An 18448-nucleotide genomic window follows, 5' to 3' on the forward strand; every position below is an offset into this window, starting at 1 on the left:
CGACCGAAGGAGCTTCACCTTGTCTCAGCCCCCTACCTCGCATCCGCGCCTGCTGGCGTGGATCGACGAGGTCGCCGCCCTGACCACGCCCGACCGGATCGTCTGGTGCGACGGTTCGGAGGCCGAATGGACCCGCCTCACCGACGAGCTCGTCGAATCGGGCGCACTGGTCCGCCTCAACCACGAGAAGAAGCCGAACTCGTTCTGGGCGCGCACCGATCCGTCCGATGTGGCACGCGTCGAGGAACGCACCTTCATCTGCTCGGTCGACGAGGCCGACGCCGGTCCCACCAACAACTGGATGGACCCGGCCGAGATGAAGCAGCTCATGACGGGGCTGTACAAGGGCTGCATGACCGGCCGGACGATGTACGTCGTCCCGTTCTGCATGGGCCCGCTGGACGCGGCCGAGCCGATGTTCGGCGTCGAGCTCACCGACAGCCCGTACGTCGTGGCCAGCATGCGCATCATGACCCGGATGGGCGCCGAGGTCCTCAAGGTGATGGGTGACGACGCCGACTTCGTGCCGGCACTGCACTCGATCGGTGCGCCACTGGCGGAAGGCCAGGACGACGTCGCCTGGCCGTGCAACGAGACCAAGTACATCTCGCACTTCCCGGAGACCCGGGAGATCTGGTCGTTCGGCTCGGGTTACGGGGGCAACTCGCTGCTGGGCAAGAAGTGCTTCGCGCTGCGCATCGCCAGCGTGGCCGCCCGCGACGAGGGCTGGCTCGCCGAGCACATGCTGATCATGAAGCTGACCTCGCCGGAGGGTGTGGTCCGCTACATCGCCGGCGCGTTCCCGTCGGCCTGCGGCAAGACCAACCTCGCGATGCTGGACCCGACTCTCGACGGGTGGAAGGTCGAGACCATCGGTGACGACATCGCCTGGATGCGGTTCGGTGAGGACGGCCGGCTCTGGGCCACCAACCCCGAGTTCGGGCTGTTCGGCGTCGCGCCCGGCACCGACTTCCACACCAACCCGAACGCGATGCGCACCCTGGCCAAGGGCAACTCGGTCTTCACCAACGTGGCGCTCACCGACGACGGCGACATCTGGTGGGAGGGCATGGGCGAACCGCCCGCGCACCTCATCGACTGGAAGGGCAAGGACTGGACGCCCGGGTCGGAGGCCGTCTCCAGCCACCCGAACAGCCGGTTCTGCACCCCGATCGAGCAGTGCCCGATCCTCGCCGACGAGTACCACGACCCGCGCGGCGTCCCGATCGACGCGATCCTCTTCGGCGGCCGCCGCAAGACGACCATCCCGCTGGTCAGCGAGGCCCGCGACTGGGTGCACGGGGTCTACCTGGGCGCCACCCTGTCGTCCGAGACCACCGCGGCCGCGGTCGGCCAGGTCGGCGTGGTCCGGCGTGACCCGATGGCCATGCTGCCGTTCATCGGCTACCACGCCGGCGACTACTTCCAGCACTGGATCGACATGGCCAAGGGCGCGTCCGGCGACGCCGCCAAGCTGCCCAAGGTCTTCTACGTCAACTGGTTCCGGCGCGGCGACGACGGCCGGTTCCTGTGGCCCGGTTTCGGCGAGAACAGCCGGGTTCTCAAGTGGGTGGTCGAGCGCCTCGACGGCAAGGCCGACGCCGTCGAGACCCCGATCGGCCACGTGCCCACCCCGGAGGCGCTCGACCTGACCGGCCTGGACCTCGACCCGGCCGACCTGGCGGCGGCTCTGCGGGTCGACCCGGAGGAATGGCAGGCCGAGATCCCCCAGGTCACCGAGTGGTTCAACAGGTTCGGCGACAAGCTCCCGGCGGTCCTCTGGGCCGAGCTGGACGCGCTGAAAGCCCGTCTCGCCGACGCATGAACAACCGGCTGGTCCCCCGCTCGCGGCAACGGCGCCCGGGCGGGGACCGGCCGGTCGGCCGATGCGCCCGCTAGCACGATCGGGCGCATCCTCCGGGCAGTTGGTCCCGGGGCGGGCCGTCCCCGCTTGAGCCTGCGGCAGGGGTGGCTACGCTTTGGGGTGATGAGCGTGCGTTCTCTGGTCTACACCTTTTACGAACGGCGGCTGGCGGGGAAGCTGGCCGGAAAGCCCGTGCCCCGGCACGTCGGCGTCATGTGCGACGGCAACCGGCGCTGGGCCCGGGAGATGGGCTTCGTCGACCCGAACGACGGCCACCGCGTCGGCGCCAGCCGCGTCAAGGAGCTGTTGACCTGGTGCGACCAGGCCGGCATCGAGCACGTCACGCTCTACCTGCTGGCCACCGACAACCTGCGCCGCCCGTCCGCCGAGCTGGACCCGCTCGTCAAGATCATTGAGGATCTGGCGACCGAGCTGGCCGAGGAGGGCAACCCCTGGCGGCTGCGCATGGTCGGCGCCCTCGACATCCTGCCCGCCGCCACCGCCGCCACCCTCAAGGCCGCGCAGGAGAAGACCCGCGACCGCGGTGACGGCGTCGAGGTCAACATGGCGGTCGGCTACGGCGGCCGTCGGGAGATCACCGACGCGGTCCGCTCCCTGCTCTACGAGCACGCCGCCACCGGCGGCACCATCGAGGAGCTCGCCGAGATCCTCGACGTCGAGCACATCGCCGAACACCTCTACACCCGCGGCCAGCCCGACCCCGACCTGGTCATCCGCACCAGCGGTGAACAGCGACTCTCCGGCTTCCTGCTGTGGCAGTCGGCGCACTCGGAGTTCTACTTCCACGACGCCAACTGGCCCGACTTCCGCCGCATCGACTTCCTCCGGGCGCTGCGCTCCTACGCCACCCGCCAGCGCCGATACGGGGCCTGAAGGAAGGCACGTAGCGCGCCCGCCGGGGCGGGGTGAGCGGTCGCCGACCAGCTTTCCCACCACGAAACGGTCCCTGTCACCCCGACGGCGGTGCACTCAACATCCCCCGCAAAACGCCGCCGGTGTCGAGGCAAGTGATTTGCCGACGCAGCGGGGTGTGCTGCGGCGGGAAATCACCTGCCTCGACACCGGTTACAAGGCGTTTTGCCGCGGAGCGAAGCGGAGCCATCAGGCCCAGCGCCGCGAAGCGAAGCGGAGCCATCAGGCACAGTCAGAACCGGCGTAGGCCCTCGGTCAGGAAGGTGGCTACGGCCTGGGGGGACTCCAGGGTCAGGTCGGCGGCGCTGGAGACCTCGGCGCCCGTCTCCGGGTTCGCCACGGCCACCGCCATGCCGAAGAAGGCCGGGTCGACGGCCTCCCGGGCACGCAGCGCGTCGAAGGCCTTGACGTCCGACATGTCGTCGCCGAAATACCACGCGCAGCCCGCGTTGCGGACGCCCTCGGTGATGACCATGCCCTTGTCCTGGTCGACCGGGGGCTTCAGCTCGACCACCATGCGGCCGTGCTGGATGCGCAGCCCCAGGCGCTCGGCCTGCTCGTGGGCCCAGCGCTCCACGGTGCGGGCGTGGTCGGGGGCGGTGCGGTAGTGCAGTGCCACGGAGAGCCGTTTGTACTCCACCAGGATCTCGGCGGGCAGCTCGGCGCGGGCGGAGTCGGCCAGGTCGGCCATCGTGGGCACGAAGTCGAGGGCGGCCGGCTCGGTGACCACCTGGCCGTCGTGCCACACCTCGAGGCCGTAGAGGCCGTGCAGGTCGACATTGCCGAGCGTCTCGAAACGGGACCGCAGGAAGCTGACCGGGCGGGCGGAGACGATGGCCACCCGGGCGACCGACTCGGCCAGTCGCTCCAGGACTCCGAGCACCTCGGGCACCGGCTGGGAGGCGTCGGGGTCCTCGGTGACGGGAGATAGGACGCCGTCGAAGTCGAAGAAGAACGTCGTCGCGGAGGCGCGCTCGGCGGTGAACGCCCACGCCTCGTCGGTGGTCAGTGGATGGGTCGGACGTGCAGTCTCTGCCACGGGCCCAGACTACCCGCGGATGGTCGTCTTTTAAGCCTGGTGATTTTCGGGTGCGGCGGTCGTCACCCTTGTGGGACTGATTTTGCGCACTACCGCCAGGCGTAGTTGACCGCTAGCGTTTGAGTCATGGCGCGGGGTCGTCCCGGGCCAGCCGGTCGGCCCGGACCTGCGACGACTGCGCCACGGGGACCGCAATCCGACCCCGTGCAGAGGGCCGGCGACCGGTAGGTGGCGGACCGCGGGCGGACCGGGTTGCACGCCCGCTGGAGCAGGCCTGTGACATCTCGCCGTACCGATGCCGGGATCGACCAGAACCCGGCCGACAAAGTGCCCAGCAGCCGCGCCACCACCGGGCGCCGTAAGACCCGGGACCGGCACGCCGACGCGGAACCCGCCCCGGCCGGCCGGGTCTTCGTTCTGGACACTTCGGTCCTGCTGTCCGACCCGGCGGCGTTCCGCCGGTTCACCGACCACGAGGTGGTCGTCCCGCTCGTGGTCATCTCCGAACTGGAGGGCAAACGTCACCACCCTGAGCTCGGCTGGTTCGCGCGGCAGTCGCTGCGGATGCTGGACGAGCTGCGGATCAAGTTCGGCCGGCTGGACCAGCCGGTGCTCTGCAACGACGAGGGCGGCACCCTGCGGGTGGAGCTGAACCACGCCGACCAGAGCGCTCTCCCGCACGGGTTCCGCAACGACTCGAACGACACCCGGATCCTCTCCGTGGCGCTCGGTCTGGCCGCCGAGGGGCGCGACGTCACCCTGGTGAGCAAGGACATGCCGCTGCGGGTGAAGGCGGCGTCGGTCGGCATCACCGCCGACGAGTACCGGCACGGCCAGGCCAGCGATCCCACTTGGACCGGTATGTCCGATCTGGAGCTGTCGGAGGAGCAGGTGAACTCGCTGTACTCCGGCGAGGAGCTGGAGGCCGAGGAGGCGGAGAACCTGCCCTGCCACACCGGCCTGGTGATCCACTCGCCGCGTGGCTCGGCGCTGGCCCGGGTCAACCCGGACAAGACCATCAAGCTGGTCCGCGGCGACCGGGACGCGTTCGGGCTGCGGGGCCGGTCGGCGGAGCAGCGGGTGGCGCTGGACATCCTGCTCGACGAGCAGATCGGCATCGTCTCGCTGGGTGGCCGGGCCGGCACCGGCAAGTCGGCGCTGGCGCTGTGCGCGGGCCTCGAGGCGACCATGGAGCGCAACCGTCACAAGAAGGTGGTGGTGTTCCGCCCGCTGTACGCGGTCGGCGGCCAGGAGCTCGGCTATCTGCCCGGCAGCGAGTCGGAGAAGATGTCGCCGTGGGCCCAGGCGGTCTTCGACACCCTCGGCTCGGTGGTGCACGCCAACGTGGTCGAGGAGGTGCTGGCCCGCGGCATGCTCGAGGTGCTGCCGCTGACCCACATCCGCGGCCGGAGCCTGCACGACGCGTTCGTGATCGTGGACGAGGCGCAGTCGCTGGAACGCAACGTGCTGCTCACCGTGCTGTCCCGGATCGGGCAGAACTCGCGCGTGGTGCTGACCCACGACGTGGCCCAGCGCGACAACCTGCGGGTCGGCCGGCACGACGGCGTGACCGCGGTGATCGAGGCTCTCAAGGGGCACCCGATTTTCGCCCATGTCACTCTCACCCGCTCCGAGCGGTCGCCGATCGCTGAGGTTGTCACCGATTTGCTGGAGGAGATCCCTCTGTGAGGTAGCGCCAGCGCGGGGATTTCGTGCCGAATTCCCCCAGAAAGTCATGTGATTGAGGTCACAACTCCGCGCTGGCGTTTCACATCCACTTCACCTTGCGCCATGGTCTTTGGCGAGCGCCATCTGGTGGCCCCGGTCGGGTCGCGGTGCTCCCGGCGCGATTCGCCCTGAGCGGACGCGCCGTGTCATTGCCCCCGACGAAGGGAATCTTCGTGAAGCGGCTCTGGAGCCGGCTCGGAGTTCGTGCTGCGTCCGTCGCTCTTCTCGTGGCGGGTCTCACCGGCGGCGTGTACCTCGGCCAGGACCGGGATGTCCAGCAGCAGGGCGCCGAAGCTCAACTCGTCGCGCAGGCCAATCAGGACGAGATCCGGCTGCTGAAACAGCGTCAGGCGGATCACGCCGCGGCCCGGGCGCATCGCGTGCAGGCCGAGGAGGCCGCCGCGGCCAAGGCGGCCAGCGAGGTCAAGGCCGCCGCGTCCAAGGCGCGCACGCTGGAGAAGAAGGTCATCGAGGCCAAGGAGGCCGAGGAGGCCAAGAAGGCCGAGGAGGCGTCCGGCCCGGTCGTCTTCACCGGGGAGATCCCGTCGTCCTGCAACGAGTACAACGGCAGCCGGGAGATCGGCTGCGCCCTGATGCTCGACGCCGGTTTCGGCCTCGACCAGTTCCCCTGCCTGGACAGGCTGTGGAAGAAGGAGAGCGGCTGGAACTACAAGGCCGAGAACAGCTCCTCCGGGGCGTACGGGATTCCGCAGGCTCTGCCGGGCAGCAAGATGGCCTCGGTCGCGGACGACTGGAAGACCAACCCGGCCACCCAGATCAAGTGGGGTCTCGGCTACATCGAGGGTCGCTACGACACTCCGTGTGGCGCCTGGGGTCACTCACAGGATGTCGGCTGGTACTGATCCGAGCTCGTTGACGGGGCTGCGCGGCAACCGCGCGGCCCCGTTTTCGCTGTGATCCAATGTCCATATGGTCCCCAAAGCGGGTTTTTGTCTGCTCACGGTCCTGGTTTCGGTCACACCGGGCGGAAGCGAAGCCCGCGCCGAGCCCGCGAAACCACCGGTCCGTGAGGTGGTCGGCGGAAAGATCGCCGGCAACGGCCGGTTCCCCTGGGCGGTACGGCTCTCGATGGGCTGCGGCGGCGCCCTCACAGCGCCCCGGGTGGTGCTCACCGCCGGGCACTGCGTGGGGCCGACCGGACCCAACGACCGCATCACCGTGACCGCCGGCTCCACCGACCTGGAGTCCCGGCAGGCGATCACCGTGAAATCCGTCGAGGTCTATCGTTCGCCGGACTTCGTGACCGAGACCTCCGGGGACGACTGGGCGGTGGTGCGCCTGGAACGCGAACTGGCACTGCCCACCCTGGAACTCGTCGCCGACAACGCCGATCAGGGCACCTTCACGGTGATGGGGTGGGGGCAGACCCGGGAGAGCTCGCCGCAGCAGGAACGCCGCCTGCACTACGCGAACGTGCCGACGATCCCGGACGCCGAGTGCGCGGCCGCGTATCGCAAGGTCGGCGTCAAAGTGATGAAGGAGAAGTCGATCTGTGCCGGGCGGCGGGGCGTCGACACCTGCCAGGGCGATTCCGGCGGGCCCATGGTCCGCCGGGACCGGGCCGGGCGCTGGGCGCAGGTCGGGATCGTCAGCTGGGGGCTGGGCTGTGCGCGGGACGGATATTTCGGTGTCTACACGCAGATCTCGGTCTATCGGGAGGCGATCCGGGAAGCGGTGCGCAAACTGAGCTGACAGCCTCCTCCGGTGGCCGAGGGTGCGCCGCCCTGCGACCATCGATGCATGGAGTACGGGTGGGCAGCCGGCGCACGCACGGACGACGCGGGGCGTTTCGGCACCGAGGCTTTCTACGCGTCGCTGGGACGCGCGTTCGTGACGATGTGCGCCGTGGTCCCGGCGCTGTTCCTGATCGAGGCGATCGACGTTGCCCTCGGCGCCGGCACGCTGGACGTGGCCGGCGGCATCATCCCGCACACCGTGGCGGGGCTCGACGGGGTGCTGTTCAGCCCGTTCCTGCACGGCGACTGGGAGCATCTGTACGGCAACGCCGTCCCGCTCATCCTGCTCGGCACGTTCGTGCTGGCCGGGGGAGCGCGCCGGTTCCTCTGGTCGACCGCCCTGATCATGCTGGTCGCCGGGCTCGGCGTCTGGTTCGTCGGCGACCCGGACACGGTGGTCGTCGGCGCCAGCGGTGTGATCTTCGGCTATCTCGGGTTGCTGCTGACCCGCGGCCTGGTCGAGCGCAGCTGGTGGCATCTGGCGGTGGCCGCGTTCATCGGCCTGCTGTACTGGTACCAGTTCTTCAACATCCTGCCCACCGACCAGCGGATCTCCTGGCAGGGGCACGGGCTCGGCCTGCTCGGCGGCGTCATCGCCGCTATCGTCTTCCGCCGCCGCTGATCTTTCCAGCTGGCGCTCAGGGCCGCCTCAAGGCGTTTGAAACAGCTCTGGGAGCCAGCCGGACCCACCGCTCACGCCCGGCGGTCGCGGCATGGTCTGGACCATGCACGGGCCTCGCGGTGCGCCAGGGGGCGCCCGGAATGCGGTGGGGAACGCTCCACCCCGTACCGGAAAGGGGTCTTGATCCGGGCCGTGCAGGAGACGGCCCGGATCGGGACACTCAGGAGGCCGGGTCGCCCAGCGGGACCGCCGGCAGGTGGCCGTCGAAGTCGACCGCCGAGTAGAGGGCGAGTTTCTCCAGGCGGTGGTAGGAGTCGATGACCCGGATGGTGCCGCTCTTGGACCGCATCACGATCGACTGGGTGTGCGCGCCGCCGGAGCGGTAGCGGACGCCCTTGAGCAGGTCGCCGCCGGTCACGCCGGTCGCCACGAAGAAGCAGTTGTCGCCGGTGACCAGGTCGTCGGTGGTCAGGACGCGGTCGAGGTCGTGCCCGCCGGCGATCGCCTTCTCCCGCTCGGTGTCGTCCAGCGGCCACAGCTTGGCCTGGATCATGCCGCCGAGACATTTGAGCGCACAGGCCGCGGTGATGCCCTCCGGCGTGCCGCCGATGCCCATCAGCACATCCACGTCGGACTCCAGACGGGCCGCGGAGATGGCGCCGGCGATGTCACCGTCCGAAATGAACTTGATGTTGGCGCCGGCCTGCCGCACCTCCTCGACCAGCTTCGTGTGACGCGGGCGGTCGAGGATGCACACCGTCACGTCGGAGACGCTGGACCGCTTGGCCTTGGCGATGCGGCGCAGATTCTCCTTCACGCCGGCGTCGATGTCGATCACGTCGGCGCAGTCCGGGCCGACGGCGATCTTGTCCATGTAGAAGACCGCGCTCGGGTCGAACATGGCGCCGCGCTCGGCCACCGCGAGCACCGCGATCGCGCCGGGCATGCCCTTGCTCATCAGCGTCGTGCCGTCGATCGGGTCGACCGCGACGTCCACCTCGGGGCCGGTGCCGTCGCCGACCCGCTCCCCGTTGAAGAGCATGGGCGCCTCATCCTTCTCGCCCTCACCGATGACGACGACGCCGCGCATCTGGATCGAGTTGATGAGTTTGCGCATGGCGTCGACGGCGGCGCCGTCACCGCCGTTCTTGTCACCGCGGCCGACCCAGCGGCCGGCTGCCATCGCGGCGGCTTCGGTTACGCGGACGAGGTCGAGGGCGATGTTGCGGTCGAGGTCCTGAGGGACTCGGGCGGGCACGGCGGCCTCCTCGCGACGTTGCGGGGCTGTCAATTCTCCTGATCCTGGCACTTCGGGACGTGCCAAGTCTCGGTTCAGCGACATGGTTAACAATGGCGGGGTGGAACCCACCCCAGCCGGACCCCAGCCTTCGCCTCGCCTTTCCACCCGGGAGGGCCGGTCGCCGCGCGACATGATGATGTCGCTGTTGGTGCTGCTGGTGCCGATCGCGCTGTTCCTCACCTTCTACCGGGTGGTGCTGGACGGCGACAAGCCGATCTCCATCGATCCGGCCGAGACGATCCAGACGGCCCAGCGGGAGTTCCCGGTGGCCCAGCCGCAGGGGCTCGGTGAGGACGACTGGCACGTCTCGTCGGCCGCCTTCCGCCGTGTCGACGGCGGCGGCGCCACGCTGCGCATCGGCTACGTCGGCCCGGCCGGCAAGGCCCTGCAGCTCGTCCAGAGCACCGTCGCCTCGACCACGCTGATCCCGGCCGAGGTCGGCGGCTCGGGCAAGCGGATCGGCGCCTACCGCACCGACGAGCGGGTGTGGATGCAGTACGCCGGGCGGCCCGGCGAGACCGCGCTGATCTTCACCGAGCCGGCCCGGACCATCGTGATCATCGGTGACGACGGCGACACCGAGAACCTGGAGAAGCTGGCCTCGTCGCTGTCCTAGCGCCTAGTCCTCGGTGCGGGCGGCGCGGGCGGTCTCGATGCGCTCGCGGGCGCCGTCCAGCCAGCGGCGGCACACGTCGGCCAGCTTCTCGCCGCGCTCCCACAGGGCCAGCGACTCCTCCAGGGTGCCGCCGCCCTGCTCCAGCCGCTCCACCACTGTCGCCAGCTCGGTGCGGGCCTGCTCGTACGTCAGCTTCTCGTCGCTCATCAGCTCTCCACCACCGCAGCCTGCAGCTCGCCCTCGGCGAGCCGGATCCGAAGAAGGTCACCCGCGGCCACCTCGTCCGCGGAGCGGACCACGTGACCGTCGGGGCGTTGCACGATCGCGTAACCGCGCTCCAGCGTCTTGGCCGGCGACAGGGCGCGCAGCCGGGCCAGGGTGTGCTCCAGCGCGTCGTCGGCGCGGCGCAGCCGGTGATCCAGGCTGCGCCCGGCCCGGTCGCGCAGCGCCGTCACCTCGGCGCCCCGCTGATCGAGCAGCACCTCGGGGCGGGCCAGCACCGGCCGGGACCGCCACGCCTCGATCCGCTGCCGCTCCCGGTCGATCAGGGTGATCACCGCCCGGTCCAGGCGGGCCCGGGCGTGGGTGATCAGCTTCTGCTCCTCGGCCAGGTCGGGCACGATGCGCTTGGCCGCGTCGGTCGGCGTGGACGCGCGCAGGTCGGCCACGTAGTCGAGCAGCGGCGTGTCGGTCTCGTGGCCGATCGCGCTGACCACCGGCGTGCGCGCCGCGAACACCGCCCGGCACAGCGCCTCGTCGGAGAACGGCAGCAGATCCTCCACGCTGCCGCCGCCCCGGGCGATGACGATCACGTCGACGGTGTCGTCGTGGTCGAGCACCTTGAGCGCGTCGATGATCGGCGGCACCGCGGTGGCGCCCTGCACCGGCACGTTGATCACCCGGAAGTCCACCGACGGCCAGCGGCGCCGCGCGTTCATCAGCACGTCGCGCTCGGCGGCGCTGGCCCGGCCGGTGATCAGGCCGATCCGCCGCGGCAGGAACGGCAGTCGCCGCTTGCGCTCGCGGGCGAACAGGCCCTCCGCGGCCAGCAGGCGCTTCAGCTTCTCCAGCCGGGCCAGCAGCTCGCCGAGGCCGACCTGGCGGATCTCGTCGGCGCGCAGGCTGAGCGTGCCCCGGGCCGGGTAGAACTCCGGCTTGGCGTGCATCGTCACCCGGGCACCCTCGGACAGCTCGGGGGCGCCGGCGTCGAGCACGTCACGGTGCGCCGTCACGGTGAGGCTCAGATCGGCCGACGGGTCACGCAGGGTCAGGAACACCACGCCGGAGCCGGGGCGGCGGCTGATCTGCGCGACCTGCCCGTCGACCCACACCCAGCCGAGTTTGGCTATCCACCCGCTGATCTTCTGGCTGACCACGCGGACCGGCCACGGGTCCTCGGGGGTGCTGCGCGCCGTGCTGTCGGGCTCGTTCACCCGGCCAGACTACGTAAGCCCTCCGACATTTTCGCCGGTGCGATCCTCGGCGGTGTCTCTCGCGCGGGGCTCGGCGTGGCCGCCGTACCGGGTCAGATCGACCGGCGTGCGCCGCTCCGGCAGGAGGGCCTCGACGAGCGCGATCACGGCCAGCGTGAGCAGCCCGGCACAGGCCCAGAAGATCAGGTCGGCGACCAGGTACTTGACGTCCACGTGCACGCCGCCGTCGATGCCCAGGAACGGGTACGGGAAGCCGTGCCGCGCCGGGTACTCCGCCATGCAGCACCGCGTCGTGGTGGGGATCGTGGTCGCCACCATCGCGGCCAGGGTGAGAACGGTTCCCACCAGGATCCCGGGCCGGCTCGGGATCAGCCGCCGCCGCATCAGCAGCAGCACGCCGCCGGCCACCAGGACCAGATGAAAGATCAGGAAGGTGTCGGTGAGGCCACCGTCGGCCGAGACCGCCAGGTTCAGCACGCCGATGCCGAGCAGGAACCAGCCGGCCATCACGCGGAGGACGGCCGGAATCGAGGGCCACAACTTCGCGTTCACGTACCGATTATCAAGCCGCTAACCGCTTATCCGGGCCAAAACGGGCTTACCGGCTGCGGATGGCCCTCACGACGAGACCGATCAAAACCGCCAGGACCATTCCCGCGTACGCCCAGACGACCAGGTCGATGAGCAGATCCGTCGGGTAGACGCCCCACGACTCGAGCCGGGCCAGCCGGATCGCCTCGTCCGACGTATCGGCCACCGCGCCCCGGCCCAGCCAGGTCAGCGGCCAGCCACGCGACTCGAAGAAACTGAACATGCAGCAGATGCCGCTGGCGTACACGGTCAGGCCGGCCAGAGTCCCGGTCACCCCGGCCGCCCCCGCGGCGACCGAGACGGGCCGTCCGGACAGCCCGAGCCGATGCCACAGCAGCAGCACCAGCCCGCCGGCGGCCACCACGGCACCCAGGAACGCGTCCGTAAGGTCGCCGCCGAACGGGCTCATGACCAGCCAGAACCCGCCAATGAGCAGGCTCATCAGACCGATCGCCGCGCGGGCCGGCCCCACCATCTCGACCTTATCGGTCACCGTCATGCGCGCAGTATGGCAAGGCCGCGCCAGCTCCGGTTGTGGCGCTGATCGCAGAGCGGCGGGGCACCCGGCGGGGCACGTACCATGGCCGGGTGACTGAACCTCGTAAGCGGGTGTTGCTCGCCAAGCCGCGTGGCTACTGCGCCGGTGTCGACCGCGCCGTGCAGACCGTCGAGGAGGCGCTGAAGCTCTACGGCGCCCCGGTCTACGTGCGCAAGCAGATCGTGCACAACAAGCACGTGGTCAGCACGCTCGAGGCCCGCGGCGCGATCTTCGTCGAGGAGAACTTCGAGGTTCCCGAGGGCTCGACCGTGGTGTTCTCCGCCCACGGCGTGGCGCCCGAGGTGCACGACCAGGCCCGTGAGCGCAACCTCAAGGCGATCGACGCGACCTGCCCGCTGGTGACGAAGGTGCACCACGAGGCCAAAAGGTTCGCCGCCGCCGACTACGACATCCTGCTCATCGGCCACGAGGGCCACGAGGAGGTCATCGGCACCGCCGGCGAGGCTCCCGAGCACATCCAGCTCGTCGACGGCCCCGACGACGTGGACAACGTGGTGGTCCGCGACCCCGCGAAGGTGGTGTGGCTGTCCCAGACCACGCTCAGCGTCGACGAGACCATGGAGACGGTGGCCCGCCTCAAGACGCGGCTGCCGCTGCTCCAGTCGCCCCCGAGCGACGACATCTGCTACGCCACCTCGAACCGGCAGCACGTGATCAAGGAGATCGCGCCGGAGTGCGACGTGGTGATCGTGGTCGGCTCCACCAACTCGTCCAACTCGGTCCGCCTGGTCGAGGTGGCTCTCGGCGCCGGCGCCCGGGCCGGTCACCTGGTCGACTACGCCTCGGAGATCCAGGACGAGTGGCTGGCCGGCGCCACCACGGTCGGCGTCTCGTCCGGCGCCAGCGTGCCCGACGAGCTGGTCATGGAGGTGCTCGCGCGCCTCGCCGAACGCGGCTTCGGCGAGGTCACCGAGTTCACCACGGCCGAGGAGCGCCTCACCTTCTCGCTGCCGCAGGAGCTGCGCCGCGACATGAAAGCCGCGGGGAAGGCGAGCTAGCTGAGCTCGGGCGCCTGCGGCTGGCGGGGGGCCACCTCCACCTGTACGGGCGGGAGCAGCTCCTCGTCGGAGACGCCCATCTCGGCCAGCTTGCGGGCGCTGACCAGCACCCGCGACTCCAGCGACCCGACCGCCCGGTTGTAGGCGCCGACCGCCGCGGACAGCGATGTCCCCAGCTTGTCCACATGGTCGCCGAGGGTGGACAGCCGCCCGTAGAGTTCGCGGGCCAGCCCGTGCACGGCGGCCGCGTTGCGGGTCAGCGCCTCCTGCCGCCACGAGTAGGCGACGGTCCGCAGCATGGCGATCAGCGTGGCCGGGGTGGCCAGCACGATGTTGCGGCGGAAGGCGTGCTCCATGAGCGCCGGGTCCCGTTGCAGGGCGGCGTCCAGGAACGGGTCGGCCGGCACGAACAGCACCACGAAGTCGGGCGCCGACTCGAACGCCGACCAGTACCGTTTCCCGGACAGCGCGTCCACGTGCAGGCGCAGGTGCCGGGCGTGCTGGTCGAGGTGCCCGTCGCGGGTGTGCTCGTCGCGCGCCTCCATCGCCGACAGGTAGCCCTCCAGCGGGGCCTTCGCGTCGACCACCACGGTCCGCCCGCCGTGCAGCCGGACCACCAGGTCGGGCCGCACCCCCTGATCGTCGGTGGCGGCGGTCACCTGCTCGGCGAAGTCGCAGTGCTCCAGCAGCCCGGCCGCCTCGACGATGCGCCGCAACTGGTGCTCGCCCCAGCGGCCGCGCACCTGCGGGGCCCGCAGAGCGGCCACCAGCTGCCGGGTCTCGGTGCGCAGCTCACCCGAGACCACACCCATCGACCGCACCTGTTCGCGCAGCTCCGCGTAGGCGTCGACCCGGTCGTGCTCGAGCTGGGCGACGCGCTGCTCGTACCGTTGCAGGGTGTCGTGCAGCGGAGCGACGGCCCGGGCCACCGCCTCCTGGGACTGGGCGGTCGCCTCATAGGACAGCGCCCGCAGCGACTGCTCCAGCCGCCGCTCACCCTCCCGGGCGGCCTCCAGTGTCGCCTCCAGGCGGGCGATGTCGGTGGCCGCGCGGGCCCGCGCGGCGAGCCAGCCGATCGCCGCCCCGGCGGCCAGACAGGCGAGAACCACGGCCAGTGTCGAGAACGTCACCACCGCAGATTGCCAGAAAGCCCGGACACGACAGGCGGGGGTAGCGTGGAAACATGATGCGCGTGTTGCTGCTCCTGGCCATCGTCGCGATGGTGCTGCTGTTGATCGCCGCCGTGCAGCGCACCGGGCAGGCCCGCCGCCAGACGCAACTCGACGACGCCCGCGCCGAGGCCCAGCGGTGGTACGAGCGGCTCGGCGGCCAGGTGATGAACCTCAGCTCCGAGGAACCGGCCGCCCGGCAGGCGCTCGCCGACGCGGGCGAGCGCTACAACGCCGCCGGCGGTCAACTGCAACAGGCCAACTCGGTCCGGCAATTCGCGCTGGCCCGGGAGTCGGCGCTGGAGGGCCTCACCTATGTGCGGGCCGCCCGCCTGGCCATGGGCCTCGACCCGGGCCCCGACCTGCCGTCGCTGCACGCCGCCCAGGGCGCCGGGCAGATCACCCAGGAGCGCGAGGTGACGGTCGAGGGGCACTCGTACAAGGCGGGGCCGCAGCCGGGCGCCGACACCCCCTACTACTACCCGGGCGGGCGGGTGCAGGGCCGTCCGGTGCCGGCCGGCTGGTATTCGACGCCGGTGTGGAAGACAGCGCTCGGTGCCGGCGCCGGAGTGCTCGGCGGCATGCTGATCTTCGACGCGCTGCTGTCACCCGGTTTCGGCGACATGGACTTCGGCGGCGACGGCGATGCCTTCGGTGGCGACTTCGGCGACTTCGGGGATTTCGGCGGCGACTTCTAGCCCCGCTTCTCGCCTCGTGTGCGGCGGGCGATCTCGCGGCGCAGCGCGCGCGGGCTCGGCCAGATCTGGGTGAGGTCGGCGGTGAACACCGGACCGCGTGGGGTGTCGGCCAGCGCCGGCCCGCCGGTGGCGCCCCCCTGCACCGGGTGCACGCTGTCCATGCCGGCCGGCAGCACCTCGAGCACGGTCCGCAGCCCGTCCCGCCGGAACACCACGGCCACGATGTCGCCCCAGTCCAGCAGGATCGGGTCGGATTCCTGCGAGGCCAGCTCCAGGCCGGCGGAGGACACCCGCACCCAGGTGGTGAGAGCGGCCCGGGCGGACAGCGCGTAGGCGCCGGCGAAGCCCGCCCCGATCAGCGCCCCCTGGAGCAGGATCGCCCACCACGGGTCGCCGGCGCTCCCGGTGATCCAGTCGACGAGCGGCGACACCACCAGGTAGGCGCCCATCAGCACGGCGAAAACCACGACGAAGGTCCGGGCCCGCGACGACCGGAACACCACCGCGTCGCGGGCCGGGGCCCGAACCTCCTCAGGGGTGAGCGACATGCCTCCTATGGTGGCGGCCCCGCTCAGAATGCGCAGGCGATCACCAGCTCCGGGGTGCGGTCCCGGAGCAGGTCCAGCTTGCCGATCCGGCCGGCCGCCCGGAAGTCGCCGTCGATCAGCGCGAGCCGGTCCAGCATGTCGGCCGGGCCGAGCGCCTCGGCCAGCGGGATCTCCGTCCGCATCGACAGTTTCCGGTCCGACTTGGCCCGGCGGACCTGCCGCAGCGCCTCACCGGCCAGGTCCAGCAGACCCGGATCGCTCTCCGGCGCCACCCGGGTCAGCTCGTACCTCGTCGGCCAGGTCGAGCGGTGCACCGAGCCGTAACGCCACCACGACCAGACCTCCTCGGTGACGTACGGCAGGAACGGCGCGAACAGCCGCAACAGCACCGACAGCCCGGCCGCCAGCGCCGCCCGGGCCGAGTCGCCGCCCGGGCCCTGCGCGTACGCCCGGTCCTTGACCAGCTCGACGTAGTCGTCGCAGAACGTCCAGAAGAACGTCTCGGTGGTCTGCAACGCGTCGGTGTGCTGGTACTCGTCGAACGCCGTCGTGGCCGTGACGACCACCTCGGCCAGCCGGCCCAGCATGGCCCGGTCCAGCGGTTCGGTGACCGGCTGCCGCAGCGCCGCCGCCGCGCCCAGCCCGAGCGCGAACTTCGACGCGTTCAGCAGCTTCGTCGCCAGCCGCCGCCCGACCTTCAGCTGCGCGGGCTCGAACGCCAGGTCGGCGCCCGGCCGGCCGTTCGCGGCCCAGTAGCGGACCGCGTCCGACCCGTACTGTTCGAGCAGCTGGATCGGCGTCTCGACGGCGTTGCCCAGCGACTTGGAGATCTTCTTGTGGTCCGGGTCGAGGATCCATCCGGACAGCACTGCCCGCCGCCACGGCAGACTGTCGCCGAGCTGGTCGGCGCGCAGCACCGAGGAGAACAGCCAGGTCCGGATGATCTCCTGCCCCTGCGGGCGAAGATCCATCGGGTACGTGCGGGCGTGCAGGTCGGCGTCGGTGCTCCAGCCGGTGACGATCTGCGGTGACAGCGACGACGTGGCCCACGTGTCCATGACGTCCGGGTCGGCGGTGAACCCGCCCGGGACGTCCCGCTGATCCTCGATGTAGCCGGGCGGGCAGTCCGACGACGGGTCCACCGGCAGCGCCGCGTCGTCCGGGACGAGCAGCCGGGTGTGGTCGGGTTCGCCGTGGGCGTCCAGCGCGTACCAGATCGGGATGGGCACGCCGAAGAACCGCTGCCGGCTGATCAGCCAGTCCCCGGTCAGGCCACCCACCCAGTGGTCGTAGCGGTGCCGCATGCTCTCCGGCGTCCACCGCAGCTCCCGGCCCCGGGCCAGCAGCCGCTCCCGCAGCCCGGCGTCGCGCCCACCGTTGCGGATGAACCACTGCCGGCTCGTGACGATCTCCAACGGCCGGTCGCCGCGCTCGTAGAACTTGACCGGATGCGTGACCGGGCGCGGCTCGCCGATCAGATCGCCGGACTCGCGCAGCAGCCGGACCGTCTCGGCGCGGGCCGCCGCCACGGTCAGCCCGGCCAGCCCACGGTAGGCGGCGACCGGGACACCGGGCGGGGCGTCCGGCAGGAACCGGCCGTCCCGGCCCAGGACCACCCGCGTGTCCAGAGCCAGATCGCGCCACCAGGTGACGTCGGTCAGGTCGCCGAACGTGCAGACCATCGCCATCCCCGTACCCTTGCCCGGGTCGGCGAGCGGGTGGGCACGGACCGGGACCTCGACGTCGAAGAGCGGGGTCCGCACGGAGGTGAGACCCGCGAAGCGGGGATCGTCCGGATGATGCACCAGGGCGACACACGCCGGCAGCAGCTCCGGCCGGGTGGTGTCGATCTCGACGGGTCCGTCCGGGCCGTGGAAGCGCAGCTTGTGGTACGCCCCCGGGCGCTCCCGGTCCTCCAGTTCGGCCTGGGCGACGGCGGTGCGGAACCCGACGTCCCACAGCGTCGGGGCCTCCGCCGTGTACGCCTGACCGGCCGCCAGATTCGCCAGGAACGCCCGCTGCGAGACGGCCCGCGCCGTGGCGCCGATCGTCGTGTAGGTCAGCCCCCAGTCGACCGACAGCCCGAGCCGCCGCCACAGCGCCTCGAAACCCTTCTCGTCCTCGACGGTCAGCCGGCCGCACAGCTCGACGAAGTTGCGCCGCGAGATCCTCTCCTCGCCGCCGCCCGTCGACGGCTCCCAGGCCGGGTCGTAGGGCAGCGACGGGTCACATCGGACACCGAACAGGTTCTGCACCCGCCGCTCGGTCGGGAGCCCATTGTCGTCGAAGCCCATCGGATAGAAGACCGTCCGGCCGCGCATCCGCTGGAAGCGGGCGACCGTGTCGGTGTGCGTGTACGAGAAGACGTGGCCGACGTGCAACGAGCCGGATACGGTCGGCGGAGGTGTGTCGATCGCGTACACGTCGGCCCGCTCCTTGGAACGGTCGAACGCGTACGTGCCCTCCTCCTGCCAGCGCGGCGCCCACCGGTCCTCGAGGCCGTCCAGCGACGGCTTCTCGGGGAGACCGTGGCGTCCGGTTCCCGTATCAGTCATGCCGGTCAGCGTAGGACGACCCGGCCGGACCGGCCAGG

The 18448-nt window shown here is 70.9% G+C and carries 18 protein-coding genes; 9 read left to right on the top strand and 9 right to left on the bottom strand.

Annotated features, from left to right (window positions below):
• The first annotated feature begins 19 nt into the window (after window positions 1-19).
• Both KZ829_RS05375 and KZ829_RS05380 read left to right on the top strand, forming a co-directional pair.
• Window positions 20-1825 carry a phosphoenolpyruvate carboxykinase (GTP) gene (locus KZ829_RS05375; protein ID WP_183222663.1) on the top strand — a complete coding sequence of 602 codons (1806 nt, stop codon included), beginning with the start codon at window positions 20-22 and terminating at the stop codon, window positions 1823-1825.
• A 162-nt stretch (window positions 1826-1987) separates the two neighbouring features.
• Complete coding sequence (locus tag KZ829_RS05380) at window positions 1988-2758, top strand: isoprenyl transferase (protein WP_204294081.1); 771 nt, start codon at window positions 1988-1990, stop codon at window positions 2756-2758.
• Window positions 2759-3029: 271 nt separating this feature from the next.
• Here KZ829_RS05380 and otsB read toward each other — a convergent pair whose 3' ends face one another.
• Window positions 3030-3836 carry a trehalose-phosphatase gene (gene otsB / locus KZ829_RS05385; protein WP_220142707.1) on the bottom strand — a complete coding sequence of 269 codons (807 nt, stop codon included), beginning with the start codon at window positions 3834-3836 and terminating at the stop codon, window positions 3030-3032.
• Between the two features lie 276 nt (window positions 3837-4112).
• Here otsB and phoH2 point away from each other — a divergent pair, with 276 nt between their 5' ends.
• From phoH2 to KZ829_RS05405, 4 genes are all read left to right on the top strand, one after another.
• Entirely contained in the window at window positions 4113-5525 is a 1413-nt protein-coding gene (gene phoH2 / locus KZ829_RS05390; protein WP_220142708.1) for an RNA 5'-3' helicase PhoH2, read from the top strand.
• Window positions 5526-5737: 212 nt separating this feature from the next.
• A complete protein-coding gene (locus KZ829_RS05395; protein WP_220142709.1) occupies window positions 5738-6427 on the top strand; it encodes an aggregation-promoting factor C-terminal-like domain-containing protein in 690 nt (229 codons plus the stop codon).
• 67 nt (window positions 6428-6494) lie between these two features.
• Window positions 6495-7277 (top strand): S1 family peptidase, encoded by a 783-nt coding sequence (locus KZ829_RS05400; protein WP_220142710.1) that lies wholly within the window; start codon window positions 6495-6497, stop codon window positions 7275-7277.
• A 48-nt stretch (window positions 7278-7325) separates the two neighbouring features.
• Entirely contained in the window at window positions 7326-7943 is a 618-nt protein-coding gene (locus tag KZ829_RS05405; RefSeq protein ID WP_220142711.1) for a rhomboid family intramembrane serine protease, read from the top strand.
• A 220-nt stretch (window positions 7944-8163) separates the two neighbouring features.
• Here KZ829_RS05405 and glpX read toward each other — a convergent pair whose 3' ends face one another.
• Window positions 8164-9201 (bottom strand): class II fructose-bisphosphatase, encoded by a 1038-nt coding sequence (gene glpX / locus KZ829_RS05410; RefSeq protein ID WP_220142712.1) that lies wholly within the window; start codon window positions 9199-9201, stop codon window positions 8164-8166.
• A gap of 100 nt (window positions 9202-9301) precedes the next feature.
• Between glpX and KZ829_RS05415 the strand changes: the two genes are divergently transcribed.
• Window positions 9302-9859 carry a DUF4245 domain-containing protein gene (locus KZ829_RS05415; protein ID WP_308285349.1) on the top strand — a complete coding sequence of 186 codons (558 nt, stop codon included), beginning with the start codon at window positions 9302-9304 and terminating at the stop codon, window positions 9857-9859.
• Window positions 9860-9862: 3 nt separating this feature from the next.
• On the opposite strand, the gene KZ829_RS05420 is transcribed toward KZ829_RS05415, so the two are convergent.
• The 4 genes from KZ829_RS05420 to KZ829_RS05435 are packed head-to-tail and all read right to left on the bottom strand — an operon-like array spanning window position 9863 to window position 12382.
• Window positions 9863-10066 (bottom strand): exodeoxyribonuclease VII small subunit, encoded by a 204-nt coding sequence (locus KZ829_RS05420; protein WP_220142713.1) that lies wholly within the window; start codon window positions 10064-10066, stop codon window positions 9863-9865.
• Window positions 10066-11292 (bottom strand): exodeoxyribonuclease VII large subunit, encoded by a 1227-nt coding sequence (xseA, locus tag KZ829_RS05425; protein WP_220142714.1) that lies wholly within the window; start codon window positions 11290-11292, stop codon window positions 10066-10068. The genes KZ829_RS05420 and xseA overlap by 1 nt, the downstream gene beginning before the upstream one ends.
• Window positions 11293-11301: 9 nt before the next feature.
• Window positions 11302-11844, bottom strand: a complete 543-nt coding sequence (locus KZ829_RS05430) for a hypothetical protein (protein ID WP_220142715.1) — start codon at window positions 11842-11844, stop codon at window positions 11302-11304.
• Between the two features lie 46 nt (window positions 11845-11890).
• Window positions 11891-12382, bottom strand: coding sequence for a hypothetical protein (locus tag KZ829_RS05435; protein WP_220142716.1), 492 nt, complete (start codon window positions 12380-12382; stop codon window positions 11891-11893).
• Window positions 12383-12471: 89 nt separating this feature from the next.
• Between KZ829_RS05435 and KZ829_RS05440 the strand changes: the two genes are divergently transcribed.
• Window positions 12472-13440, top strand: a complete 969-nt coding sequence (locus KZ829_RS05440) for a 4-hydroxy-3-methylbut-2-enyl diphosphate reductase (RefSeq protein ID WP_220142717.1) — start codon at window positions 12472-12474, stop codon at window positions 13438-13440.
• Here KZ829_RS05440 and KZ829_RS05445 read toward each other — a convergent pair.
• On the bottom strand, window positions 13437-14570 hold the full coding sequence (locus tag KZ829_RS05445; protein WP_220142718.1) for a DNA recombination protein RmuC: 1134 nt from the start codon (window positions 14568-14570) through the stop codon (window positions 13437-13439). The genes KZ829_RS05440 and KZ829_RS05445 overlap by 4 nt on opposite strands.
• Window positions 14571-14623: 53 nt before the next feature.
• Here KZ829_RS05445 and KZ829_RS05450 point away from each other — a divergent pair, with 53 nt between their 5' ends.
• Entirely contained in the window at window positions 14624-15307 is a 684-nt protein-coding gene (locus tag KZ829_RS05450) for a hypothetical protein (RefSeq protein WP_372453838.1), read from the top strand.
• On the opposite strand, the gene KZ829_RS05455 is transcribed toward KZ829_RS05450, so the two are convergent.
• Window positions 15304-15855 carry a hypothetical protein gene (locus tag KZ829_RS05455; protein ID WP_220142719.1) on the bottom strand — a complete coding sequence of 184 codons (552 nt, stop codon included), beginning with the start codon at window positions 15853-15855 and terminating at the stop codon, window positions 15304-15306. The two genes, KZ829_RS05450 and KZ829_RS05455, sit on opposite strands and share 4 nt — an antisense overlap.
• Window positions 15856-15878: 23 nt before the next feature.
• Window positions 15879-18410, bottom strand: a complete 2532-nt coding sequence (gene valS / locus KZ829_RS05460) for a valine--tRNA ligase (protein WP_220142720.1) — start codon at window positions 18408-18410, stop codon at window positions 15879-15881.
• Between the last annotated feature and the right edge of the window lie 38 nt (window positions 18411-18448).

The organism is Actinoplanes hulinensis, assembly GCF_019429605.1.
In the GTDB taxonomy this organism is placed as follows: domain Bacteria; phylum Actinomycetota; class Actinomycetes; order Mycobacteriales; family Micromonosporaceae; genus Actinoplanes; species Actinoplanes campanulatus.